Here is a 12,309-nt window from a genome sequence, read left to right as displayed (position 1 = left end):
TTTTTATTTACCTCATATATTAACAACTAAATTATAAGTTATCCACATAGTTTTAATGTGGATAACTTTAAAAACACATAGATTTTAGCACTAAATGTGGAAAAATACTTACAATAAAGTCAATAAATATGCTAGTTTTTAACAGTTATCCACATTTAAAAATAATTAATAAGTTATTAAAAGTTACTCTAATAAATATTAATGAAAAATTACAATATTAACAAAAAAAAACTATGTTTTAAGTTATAATCTTAAATGAGGTTTTGTTTAAAAAAGGAGGTATTTTATGAAAAGAACTTGACAGCCAAGTAAAATCAAGCATGCTAGAACTCATGGTTTTAGAGCTAGAATGGCAACTAAAAATGGTAGAAAAGTTATAAAAGCAAGAAGAGCTAAAGGTAGAGCTAAACTTACTGCTTAATAAATAACTATGAAAAACATCAATATAATTAAAAAAAATCATGAATTCCAAAGTATTATTGGAAATAAAAAATTTATTAAAACAAAGGGTTTTATAATTTATTTTAAAAATAATAATCTAGATAGATTTAGATATGGTATATCTGTTGGAAAAAAAATTGGTAACGCTGTATTAAGAAACAAAATAAAAAGACAAATAAGATCCATGGTTTATGAATTATTAAATGAACAAAAAAATAAAAATTATGATGTGGTTTTAATGGCGAGAGCTATGATTCTAAATAAAAATTATGAAAATAATTTAGAAGAACTTAGAAAATCGCTTTTATTAATAAAATAAAGAGAGGTGAATATCTTGTATAAACAGGACTATTCTAAATACCTAAGTAATAATAACAATAGAAAAAAAACGCCAAAGGACTGAATGAAATTAGTTTGAGTTTGAACTAAGTTAATATTATTTGTATTTATTATTGTTTCTATGCTATGAGGTTGTGTTCAAATGTACCAACCACAGTATACAGTTAATACAGTAACTGATATGGCTGGAAATAAAATATATTCTCCAGGGGTATCATTTGAAATTATTATTAAATCATTAGGTGATTGAAGTTCAAAAACTCACTGATTTAAGATTGATGATAAAACTGGTGAATTAAAAGAATATTCATTTAATCCTATATCGTCTTGAGGACAAGCATTTACAGTTACTTCATCTCCATTTTATGGATTCTTCGTTTATCCATTAGCATGATTATTAGTAAGTTTTATTAGCTTATTTTCTAGTCATAGTGATGGAAGATTGAATCCTCAATCTGCATCATATGGAGTGGCAGCTATTTTTGCAATATTCTTCACTTCAATAATTATTAGAGGTATAACTCTGGCATTTACTTGAAAAACTCAACTGAATCAAGAAAAAATGCAAGGATTACAAGCTAAGCAAGCAGAAATACAGGAAAAATATAAAAACTCATCGGATCCAAGTGCTAAACAAAAGCAACAAATGGAATTAATGTCCTTATATAAAAGAGAAGGTATTAGTCCAATGAGTTCAATAGCAACATCCTTCCTATCAATGCCTTTCTTATTTGCCATGTTTGCTGTTGTTAGAGCAACACATGCACTTAAAGTTGCAACAGTAGGACAAATTACATTAGTTGAGGTTCCTTTTGAACAATTAAAACAAGGGAATTGAATATATTTAACTTTAATTGTTATTTATTTACCTTTACAAATTGTATCGATGATGCTTCCAATGATTCTTCAAATGTTTAAGAAGAAACCAAAGTTGGAATCAGAACAACAAAAAAAAGCAAGAAAAAAACAATTGATAATGCAAATAGTATTCATGGTAGTTTTCTTATTCGTTGTGTTTAATATAGCTTCGGGTGTAGCGATATATTGAATTTTCTCTTCAACTTTCCAAATCATTCAAACTTTAACTTTCCATTTCTTAAAGGAAACTAAAGTTACAAGAATGAAAAAGAAAAGAGATAAACAAATTGAAAAAAACAAAACAATTGCTGCAAAAATCTCAAGTGAAACTAAAAATAAAAAATAATAAATTCAATCACTTCTTAATAAGTAGAAAACCAAAAACTAAATTAGTTTTTTGAAATAACTTTAATGAAGTGATTTTATTTATTCAAACAAAAAATAGAGTAGAATTTATGAAATTTTTAAATGAGCAGCTATCAAAAATTTCTAATATAAAAATTATTTCTATTTTTTATATGAAATCAAAAAATAAAAATATAATATGCTATGATTCTAAATTTGAATTGGATATTTCTTTAAAAAATAGTTTTATAAACTTAATTAAAACTCTTTTTAAAATCAAATTAGATATGATAATTAATTTTGATTTCGTTAATTTCAATATCGCTAATAAAAATATACATTCTTATGATATCTTTGAACTGAAGAAAAATATAAATAACGTATTAAGAACTAAAGAAGAAGTTATTTTACCTTCATATCCTAAAAAAATTAGAAAAAATATTAATGAAATATTAAGAAAATATGACAAAATTAAAGCTAGAACTACTGGGCTTGTTGGAGAAAGAAAAATTAGAATAATATATAAACCATAAAATAATTTATATTTCTCTTTTGTTATAATTAAGATTGGAATGATAATAATATGAAAATAAATTTAAATGATACAATTGTTGCTTGTGCAACAAAAGTATCTAGACAAGCAATATCAATTGTTAGATTATCTGGAGAGCAATCAATAGAAATAGTAAATAAAATAGTAAATAAAAAATTAAATGAAAACAATAAAATGCAACTTAGAAAAATTTATGATAACAAAGATATTATTGATGAATCTTTAATTTTAACATTTGAACAAGGAAAGTCATTTACTGGAGAGCAAGTAGTTGAAATTCAATGTCATGGAGGAGTTTTATTAACTAATAAAATTATATCATTGCTCATTGAGCACGGTGCAAGACCGGCTAAACCAGGAGAGTTTTCTCAAAGAGCATATCTAAATGGAAAGATAAATCTAATTCAAGCTGAAAGTATTAATAATTTAATTGATTCGAAAAATGAATTAACTTTAAAAATTAGTGCCTTAAATTTGGAAGGAAAAAATAATAAGTCTCTTTTAGATATGAAAAATAAATTAATAGATCTAATATCTAAAATTCAAACCTCAATTGATTATCCTGATTATGATGATGTTGAAGGTGCAAGTGTTGAAGAAATAAAAGTTGAACTACTAAATTTACAAAATGAAGTTTTAGAGGTTTTAGAAACAAGTAAAAGATTTAATTTTTTAAATTCAGGTATTAATACTTTAATTATAGGAGAGACAAATGTTGGAAAGTCTTCTTTATTAAATGCATTAATATCTGAAGAAAAAGCTATAGTTACAGATATTGAGGGAACTACAAGAGATATTGTCGAAGGTCAACTAAATTTTGAAAACTTTACATTGAATCTTATTGATACAGCTGGAATAAGAAAAACAAAAAATGAAGTTGAAAAAATTGGAATTGAAAAAAGTTTTTCACTAATTAATACATCAAATCTTATATTATTTGTTGTAAATAAGAGTAAAATTAACTATGAGATATATGAAAAAATAAAGGATAAAAAACATATAGTAGTTTTAAATAAAGTAGAGCTACTTAAAAATGAAGAAATTAAAGAGATTCAAAAGGAGTTTAAAAATTTAGTAACTGTATCAGCATTAAAAGGACAAGTTAAAAATCTTATCCAAAAAATTGAAGAAGAATTTAATAATGGTGATTTACTAGAAAGTGAAGTGCCAATATTATCAAATGCTTTTCATATAGAAATGTTTAAAAATATTTTGAAATTACTAAAAAATAGTTTAAAAAATATTAATGAAGGATTTACAACTGATTTAATTAATATTGATTTATATGAAATTTTAAAAATTTTAAATAATCTTCTAGGTATATATGATGCAGATGAAGAAGTTATTGACAATATATTTAGAAAATATTGTTTAGGAAAGTAGGGAAAAAATATGGCAGGTATATTTGATACACATACACATTTTAATGACGTTGTTTATAAGGAGAAAGAATTTGAAGTTTCAGATATGATCAGTGAAGCTAAAATAATAGGAGTATCTAACTTTTGTTGCGTGGGATTTGACATTAAATCATCAAGAGAAGCTTGTAAGTATGCTTTAAAATATCCAAATGTTTATGCAGCAGTTGGAATACATCCAAATGATGTAAATAAATTTACATTAGAAGACTTAGATGAAATTGACACAATGGCTCATGGTGAAAATGTTGTAGCAGTTGGAGAAATAGGTTTGGATTACTATTATACTAGTGAAGACAAAGAAGTTCAAAAAAAATTCTTTAGAGAGCAGATTAAAATTGCTTTAAAAAATGATCTAGCAGTAATGATGCACATTAGAGATAAAGATGATTCTGATCAAGCTTATTTAGATGCTTTAGAAATTCTAGATGAATTAAAAGTAGAAAGAGCAATTGTTCACTGTTATACAAGAGGTATAGAATTAGCAAAAAAATTTACAAGTAGAGGATACTTAATTTCTATACCAGGAGTTGTTACATTTAAAAACGCAACTTCTCTTCATGAAACAGTTGAGAAATTATCTTTGAATGAAATAATTGTTGAAACAGATGCTCCATATTTAACTCCAGAACCAAAAAGAGGAAAATTAAATATGTCTAAGAATATAGTTTATACAATTGAAAAAATAGCTAGCATTAGAAAAATAAATAAAGCAGATGTTATAGAAGCAACAACAAGTAATGCTATGAAAGTATTTAATTTAGAATAAAAAAAATGGTTTTAAATAACCATTTTTTTTATTTACTATAAATATGAAGTTTGACTTGATTTTTTAAGACTTTTTGCATTTTTTCCGTAGTAATCATTTTCAATTCTATCATTTAAAGTTTTTTGGAATACTTTAGCTCCTTCAATAACACCTGTTAAAGGGTTTGGAGAAATATGACAAGGAACTGAGAATATACCATTAAAATATTCTTTGATTCCTCTTATTAAAGAACCACCACCACAGATTGTAAATCCATTTGATATTATATCTCCAGCAAGTTCTGGGGGAGTATTTTCCATTAATTCAATTAATAAGTCAGTAATTCTACTAAATGCATTAACTAGAACATTTCTAATTTCTTCAGAGCTAAGTACTGCTTCTTTTGGTAATCCAGAAATAATATCTCTTCCAAATACAGACATTGTTCTTTCACCTTTGTATTTAGTCAATGATCCTAATTCTTTTTTAACATCTTCAGCGCTTCTATCACCAATTGTTACATTATATTCTGATTTAATGTATTTTTTAATTTCTTCATCAAATGCATTTCCAGCCATTTTGATTGATCTTGAAATAATAACATCACCAGCTGAAATAATAGCTATATCAGTAGTTCCACCACCGATATCAATTACTATGTTTCCTTTTGGAACATCAATATTAATTCCTGCTCCTAATGCAGCCATTTTTACTTCTTCTTCAACAACTACAATATCTGCACCCATGTCGTAAGCAACTTGTTTTAAAGCTTCTCTTTCTAATTCAGTAACTTCACTTGGACAAGCAAGTAAAATAATTGAGTTTTTTCAATCATTTAACATTTTTAGTTTACTAAAAACGTGTTTTAACATGTCCTTTGCAGCATCTAAATCTTTGATAACTCCATCTTTTATTGGAACTACCATTCTAATGTTTTCATGTGTTTTACCAATCATATTGTATGCATCTGTACCTAAAGCTACTAATGTATTGCTAACATTATCGTAAGCCATAATTGATGGTTCTTCATATACTATTCCTTGCTTTCCTACAAAAGCTAGTATATTGCTTGTACCTAAATCTAATGCAATAAATGTACGTTCGTCAATTTTCATAAATTCCTCCTAAGTTAATAAAATATGTGCTTTTATTATACTATTATAAAGTTTAGAAAACAAGAATATTACTTGCCTTTTTTTACAACGTAATCATCCTCTATTTTTTTGAAAAGTAAATTACTTATATCATTATCAATAGTATTTTCAAATTTATATATACCTAAAAATTTGTAACCTTCATATTTAAAATTATCTTTAAATTTTGCAAAAACAATTATATTATCGTTATTACTTTTAAATTTCTCTAATCTATCTTCTATTAATTTTTTTGTTCCTGTAGCATTAAAAAAAAATATATTATTTAGATCAGGAGAAGGATAGATTGCATATTTTTCTTCTTTTATAATTTGATTTATTTTTTTTAAAGGAGCAAAATTAATAAATCAAACTCTTTCATTTTTACTAATTCTATAGTCTGCTCCTTTTAAAATTGATTTACCTTCATATGTAAAAAACTTATATACTATTTCTGAAATTAAATCATAAGTTATTTCATCTTTTCTTGAAAGCTTTATTATTTCTTTTTTCATTTGACACCTCAGTTATAAATAAATTAACATATATATAATAGCTTTCTTAATTGATTATAAATATAAAAATAGTTTATTAAACTAATATTATATTCATATACTATAAAAAATGAAAAAATCCCTGCTTTTATGCAGGGATTATGAATAGTTTTTAAATTATCTACCCATGATATCTTCGTGTAATCTTTGAGCTTTAACGATTTCTCAAATTTCACTTTCGAATTTTTTAGTTCCGTTAATAACGGCTAATAATGGTTGTTCACCAATTTTTGTTGGTAATTGTAATGTATCTGCGAAGTATTTGTCGATTCCTTTAATTAAGGCTCCACCTCCACAAATTGTAATTCCGTTTCTGAAAATATCTCCAGCTAATTCAGGTGGTGTATCTTCTAAAACTTGAACTGTTAAATCAATAATTCTTGATACTGGTACTTTTAGAACTTCACGTACTTCTTCTGGAGTAATTTCAATTTCTCTTGGTAATCCAGAAACAACGTCACGTCCATAAACTTTCATACGTCTTTCATCTGGGAATTTAGCTAATGATCCAACATTAACTTTGATTGATTCAGCTGTTTTTGAACCAATTTCTAATCCATATTGTGAGCGAATGAATTTTTGACATTCATCATTTAAATAGTTTCCAGCAACTTTAATTGATTTAGATAAAACGATATCTCCTGATGCTAAAACAGCTATATCAGTAGTTCCTCCACCCATATCAACAATTAAATTTCCTGTTGGTGCATAGATATTAACTCCACCACCTAATGCAGCCATTTTTACTTCTTCTTCAACGAATACTTGATCTGCACCTAAGTTAACAGCGATTTTTTTAAGAGCTGTTTTTTCTAATTCAGTAATTACTGAAGGACATGCTAATAGCATAATTGAGTGTTTTAATTGTTTTGTAATTCTCAATTTTGAGAAAATATATCTTAATTGAGCTTCAGTTGCTCTAATATCAGTAATAACTCCGTCAACCATTGGTCTTACAACTCTAATAGTTTTATTTCCTTTACCGATCATTTTATATGCTTCTTCACCTACAGCGATAATTTTATTTTCTTTAATTCTGTAAGCAACTATTGATGGTTCGTTATAAACTATACCTTGTCCAGCAATATATACTAAAGTATTAGCTGTTCCTAAGTCCATAGAAACGAATGTTGGTTTTTTATTTGCCATACTATTTATTTCTCCTTTATAATTTTTTAATGTATGAATTATACATTTCTATTCTAACTAGAATGTATAATCTGATGTAATTTTATCATAAAAAAAGGGAAGTTGCAAACCCCACTTTTTTTATTACATACTATCTTTTACTTCAATTCCTATTAAATTAAATGCATTTGATAATACTTGATATATTGATTTTACCAGTAAAATTCTTTGATTTGATAATTGTTCGTTATTATTATCTAAAATTTTAGTTTCAGAATAATATGAATGGAAAGTTTTTGCAAGTGTTTGAATATAATCACAAACAATATTTGGTAATCTTGAACTTGCAGCATATTCAATTACAGAGTTAAAACTATCTAATAAAATTATTAATTCCTTTTCTTTTTGACTTTCATATATTATTTCTTTGTTAACTTTTAAATTTAAATTATTAAAACTTTTAATTATTTTATTACATCTAGCAGTTGCATATTGAGCATAATATACTGGGTTTGTTGAATTTCTTTGTACAGCCATGTCTAAATCAAATTCCATATGACTAGAAGGAGTTTTAGAAACAAGCATATATCTAATGGCATCTTTTCCTACCATTTCTAGTAAATCAACTAGCCAAACAGCTGTTCCTCTTCTTTTTGACATTTTATATTCTTGTCCATCTTTCATTAAACGTACCATCTGAATCATATCAATATCTACAAGATCAAAATCATAACCTAAAAGTGCTAATCCAGATCTTAATCTGATTATATAACCATGGTGATCTCCACCTCAGAAGTTAATATATTTATTTGCCTTTGATCTTTTAATTCTATCACTGTGAGAAGCTATATCTGGAGTTATATATGTAAAAGTTCCATCTGATTTTCTAATAACTCTATCTTTATCATCTCCAAATTGAGTTGTTTTTAATCATAAAGCGTTATCTTTTTCATAACTAGCATCAAGTTTTTTATATTTATCTATAATTTTATTTATAGAATTGTTTTCATACATTTTTGCTTCACTTGAATAGAAATCAATATTAACATCCAAATCTTTTAATTGTTTTTTTATTTCTTTCATGAAAAGTTCAATTGATTTTTGTTTAAATATATTATTAACTTTTTCATCATTTATTTTATTATCAACAATTTCTACATCTTTAAATTCATCTTTGTATTCATCAACAAATTTTTGAGCAATTTCATTATACATATCTCCACCATAAGTTTCTTCTGGTTTTTCAACTGGAAGATTTAGAATTTTTTTATAATGATAAAAAAGAGTTGCTGCTGAGATATTAATTTGATTTCCAGCATCATTTGTATAGTATTCTGTTTCAACATCATATCCTGCAAATTTTAAAATTTTTGCCACAGAATCTCCAATAGCTCCATTTCTTGCATGACCTACATGCAAATATCCTGTAGGATTTGCAGAAACAAGTTCTAAATTATATTTTTCATTCTTACTTTTTGATTTACCAAAATTATTTCCTTCTTTAATAATTTGTTCAATCACTTCTGAAAGAAATACTTTATTAATTTTAAAGTTTATAAAACCAGGTTTTATAAATTCAACACTTTCAAATAATTCATTATCCTTTATATCATTTACTATTTTTTCAGCAATTTGAATAGGGTTAGAGCTATTTAATTTTGCATTGATTAATGCAAAATTTGTTGCAAAGTCAGCATTTTGAACTAATTTAGGTCTTTCTACAATTATTGTTCCCTTTAAATTTAATTTCTCAATTGAGTTCTTAATTATTAGTTTTATTTTGTTTATTAGTATATTCATAGTCAACCTCTTATTTCTACTATTATATTTTATATTTTATTTACAAACAAAATTAAAATTTTGTGCAAAAAAAGAGTTTTTACACTCTTAAAGAAAAATAAAAAAACCACTTTTTTAATAAAAATGGTTATAATTATCTACTTCTTTCTTCAATTAACTTAAATGTAATATCTTTGTGTTTTATTGCTCCTTCAATTGTTGAAGAAGCTGCATTTTTTGCAATTATTACTGGAATTTCAAAGAAATTTTCAAAGAATAATTTAGTTCCTGGTATTTTAGAAAGTCCTCCAGTTACTATTAAACCGTTCTTTATTATATCACCAGCAATTTCACTTTGAGTTTCTTCAAGTAAAGATGTAATTGTATTTGAGATATTTCCAAATACTGAAAGAATAATTTTTGAGATATCTTTATCTTGAACTTCTATTTCACTAGGTCTTGATGAACTTAAGTCATATCCATAAGCTTTTGTTTTTAAAGGTTCTTTGCTTTTAACAATTGAACCCACAGCGATTTTTACTGCTTCTGAGCTTAAATCTCCTATTAAAAGATTCTTCTTTGATTTTAAATGTTTAATAATTTCATTATCAATAACTTCACCTGAGGCTCTTGTTCATTTATAATTAATTGTTTCTCCATTTGTCACAATACCAATTGTTGATTTACCAGCACCCATATCTAAACACATATATGAATCAGATCCATATATATTTACTCCAGCACCCATTAGAGCTAATTTGATATCATCTTGTATAATAACATGTGAGACACCTAAAGATTTTATTGAATCTATGAGAGCATTTCTTTCTAAAATACTGATACTTATTGGGCAAGCTAATGTAACAATTGAATTTTTTATTTCATTTTGGTATTTACTTAATACAGTTGATAAAAATGTTTTAAGTAAATTTAAGTCAGATAAAACTCCTCTTTTTAATAAGTGCTTAATTTCCATTGCTCCACTCATTTTTCCTACAAATTTTTTTGCTTCATCACCTATTAAAACTACTTTTCTTGTTTTATAATCTATTCCTATTAAACTTGCTTCATTAAAAACCATACCAAGTTGTTCTATAAAAATTCTAGTTTTGCTTGTACCAATATCAATTGCAATATGTCTTTTTGCTTTTGAGTTTGCTGTTCCCACAAGAATTCCTCCCTTTAGTCTATATATATTAATAGTTTAAACACTTTTTTAAAATAATCTAGTATTTAAGTATTAAAAAAAAATAAAATAAAAAAATAATAAAAAAATAATAAAAAAGTAAAGAAAATAATAAAAAAGGAGGTTTCAATTTCCTCCTTATTTATTATTTAATGTTGTATTCTCTTGAATCACGTAATTCAACGATTTCTAATCATTTTTCTGCTTGTTTTTCGTATTCTTTAGTTCCTTCAATAACTGTTAGTAATGGATCTTGAGCTTTAATTACTTTTAATTGGAAAATTGATTCAAAGTATGTATCAATTCCTCTGATTAGAGCTCCTCCTCCACAAATTGTAATACCATTTCTAATGATATCTCCAGCTAATTCAGCTGGTGTGTTTTCCATAACTTCAACAATTAAGTCTGTAATTTTTGAGAATGGTGCTAATAAAGCATTTTTTACTTCATCTGGTGAGATAATTACTTCTCTTGGTAATCCAGAGATAACGTCACGTCCGAATGCACGGAATGTACGTCCATTATCTATTTTAGTTAATGCACCGATTTCAATTTTAATTTTTTCAGCAGTTTTGATTCCGATTAATACGTTGTATTCAGCACGAATATATTTTCTTATTTCTTCATCAAAGTGATTTCCAGCAACTTTAATTGATCTTGAAATAACAATATCTCCTGCTGATATAATAGCTATATCAGTAGTTCCTCCACCAATGTCAACAACTAAGTGTCCACTTGCGATTGATATATTGATTCCAGCTCCAATTGCTGATAATTTAACTTCTTCTTCAACAAGAACATTTCTTGCTCCCATATCAGCAACAACTTGTTTTAATGCACTTCTTTCTAATTCAGTAACTCCTGAAGGGCAAGCAAGAACTACTAATGCATTTTTTAAGATGTCTGATAATTTAATACGTGAAAAGATTATTTTAATTAAATCTTTTGCTGCGTCAAGGTCAGCTATAACTCCATCAACTAATGGAACTACCATTCTAATGTCGTCTTTAGTTTTTCCGATCATTTCGTATGCTTGTTCTCCTGAAGCTATAACAGTGTTTGTATGAACATCGTATGCCATAGTTGAAGGTTCATTATAAATGATACCTTGTCCACCTAGGTATGCAACAACGTTAGCTGTTCCTAAGTCTAAAGCCACGAATTCTCTTTTACGATCTCATGATGCCATATTTATTTCCTCCTCTATAAGAAAAAAAACCCTTCGTGTATAATTATACTATATATTTATTTAAAATACTAGTATCACACACGAGAAAGGTACGCTTATGCTTATGAAAATAAAACAAGTTGTAATTGTTGAAGGTTCTACTGATACATCCAAACTTAAGAAAATATTTGGAAATAGCAATATAGATACAATCGAAACAAATGGTACTGCTTTATCTAAAAACACTTTAAATTTAATTGCGGATGTTAATAAAACACGTGGTGTAATAATTTTTACAGATCCTGACGGACCTGGTTTACGAATTCGTGATATTATTAATACCTACTTAGATTTTAAATGTTTTAACGCATTTATCAATAAGAAAATGATAAAAAATTCTAAAAAAGTGGGAATTGCAGAAGCAAATGAGGAAAATATACGTGAAGCTTTAAGCAATTTAATTACTTTTGATTCAAATTCTCTAAGTATAACATGAGAAGAATTTTTAAATAATAATTTTTTTAAACCAGAAGTTAGAAAAAAAATAGCAGAAAAGTATAAATGAAGTGAAAAAATTAACTCTAAAAGATTATTTAAATGACTTAATTTAATTAATTTAGATGTTGAAGAGATTAAAAAAATAATAGGAGAATAAATGA

General features: G+C 26.0%; 13 protein-coding genes. 7 read left to right on the top strand and 6 right to left on the bottom strand.

Annotation, left to right across the window (positions count from 1 at the left end; all coding sequences use genetic code 4):
• The first annotated feature begins 286 nt into the window (after positions 1 to 286).
• From rpmH to SFLOR_RS05800, 6 genes are all read left to right on the top strand, one after another.
• Complete coding sequence (rpmH, locus tag SFLOR_RS05825; protein WP_020836790.1) at positions 287 to 421, top strand: 50S ribosomal protein L34; 135 nt, start codon at positions 287 to 289, stop codon at positions 419 to 421.
• Between the two features lie 9 nt (positions 422 to 430).
• Positions 431 to 760, top strand: a complete 330-nt coding sequence (gene rnpA / locus SFLOR_RS05820; protein WP_100917125.1) for a ribonuclease P protein component — start codon at positions 431 to 433, stop codon at positions 758 to 760.
• Between the two features lie 84 nt (positions 761 to 844).
• On the top strand, positions 845 to 1,984 hold the full coding sequence (gene yidC, locus SFLOR_RS05815) for a membrane protein insertase YidC (protein ID WP_100917124.1): 1,140 nt from the start codon (positions 845 to 847) through the stop codon (positions 1,982 to 1,984).
• The gene (locus tag SFLOR_RS05810) at positions 1,926 to 2,516 is read left to right on the top strand and encodes a hypothetical protein (RefSeq protein ID WP_100917123.1); all 591 of its coding nucleotides are present in this window, start codon (positions 1,926 to 1,928) and stop codon (positions 2,514 to 2,516) included. The genes yidC and SFLOR_RS05810 overlap by 59 nt, the downstream gene beginning before the upstream one ends.
• A gap of 56 nt (positions 2,517 to 2,572) precedes the next feature.
• Positions 2,573 to 3,919, top strand: coding sequence for a tRNA uridine-5-carboxymethylaminomethyl(34) synthesis GTPase MnmE (mnmE, locus tag SFLOR_RS05805; protein ID WP_100917145.1), 1,347 nt, complete (start codon positions 2,573 to 2,575; stop codon positions 3,917 to 3,919).
• 9 nt (positions 3,920 to 3,928) lie between these two features.
• On the top strand, positions 3,929 to 4,723 hold the full coding sequence (locus SFLOR_RS05800; RefSeq protein WP_100917122.1) for a TatD family hydrolase: 795 nt from the start codon (positions 3,929 to 3,931) through the stop codon (positions 4,721 to 4,723).
• Positions 4,724 to 4,758: 35 nt separating this feature from the next.
• Here SFLOR_RS05800 and mreB (SFLOR_RS05795) read toward each other — a convergent pair whose 3' ends face one another.
• From mreB (SFLOR_RS05795) to mreB (SFLOR_RS05770), 6 genes are all read right to left on the bottom strand, one after another.
• Positions 4,759 to 5,817 carry a rod shape-determining protein gene (gene mreB / locus SFLOR_RS05795; protein ID WP_100917121.1) on the bottom strand — a complete coding sequence of 353 codons (1,059 nt, stop codon included), beginning with the start codon at positions 5,815 to 5,817 and terminating at the stop codon, positions 4,759 to 4,761.
• Between the two features lie 68 nt (positions 5,818 to 5,885).
• Positions 5,886 to 6,350 (bottom strand): hypothetical protein, encoded by a 465-nt coding sequence (locus SFLOR_RS05790; protein ID WP_100917120.1) that lies wholly within the window; start codon positions 6,348 to 6,350, stop codon positions 5,886 to 5,888.
• Between the two features lie 156 nt (positions 6,351 to 6,506).
• Positions 6,507 to 7,538 carry a rod shape-determining protein gene (mreB, locus tag SFLOR_RS05785; RefSeq protein ID WP_100917119.1) on the bottom strand — a complete coding sequence of 344 codons (1,032 nt, stop codon included), beginning with the start codon at positions 7,536 to 7,538 and terminating at the stop codon, positions 6,507 to 6,509.
• A 123-nt stretch (positions 7,539 to 7,661) separates the two neighbouring features.
• Complete coding sequence (gene argS, locus SFLOR_RS05780; RefSeq protein WP_100917118.1) at positions 7,662 to 9,317, bottom strand: arginine--tRNA ligase; 1,656 nt, start codon at positions 9,315 to 9,317, stop codon at positions 7,662 to 7,664.
• 133 nt (positions 9,318 to 9,450) lie between these two features.
• The gene (locus tag SFLOR_RS05775) at positions 9,451 to 10,464 is read right to left on the bottom strand and encodes a rod shape-determining protein (protein ID WP_100917117.1); all 1,014 of its coding nucleotides are present in this window, start codon (positions 10,462 to 10,464) and stop codon (positions 9,451 to 9,453) included.
• A 163-nt stretch (positions 10,465 to 10,627) separates the two neighbouring features.
• Positions 10,628 to 11,671, bottom strand: a complete 1,044-nt coding sequence (mreB, locus tag SFLOR_RS05770) for a rod shape-determining protein (protein WP_100917116.1) — start codon at positions 11,669 to 11,671, stop codon at positions 10,628 to 10,630.
• Positions 11,672 to 11,768: 97 nt separating this feature from the next.
• Here mreB (SFLOR_RS05770) and rnmV point away from each other — a divergent pair, with 97 nt between their 5' ends.
• Positions 11,769 to 12,305 carry a ribonuclease M5 gene (gene rnmV / locus SFLOR_RS05765; protein WP_100917115.1) on the top strand — a complete coding sequence of 179 codons (537 nt, stop codon included), beginning with the start codon at positions 11,769 to 11,771 and terminating at the stop codon, positions 12,303 to 12,305.
• The last annotated feature ends 4 nt before the right edge of the window (positions 12,306 to 12,309 follow it).

The organism is Spiroplasma floricola 23-6, assembly GCF_002813555.1.
In the GTDB taxonomy this organism is placed as follows: domain Bacteria; phylum Bacillota_I; class Bacilli_A; order Mycoplasmatales; family Mycoplasmataceae; genus Spiroplasma_A; species Spiroplasma_A floricola.
This window is presented reverse-complemented; position numbering and strand designations above follow the sequence as displayed.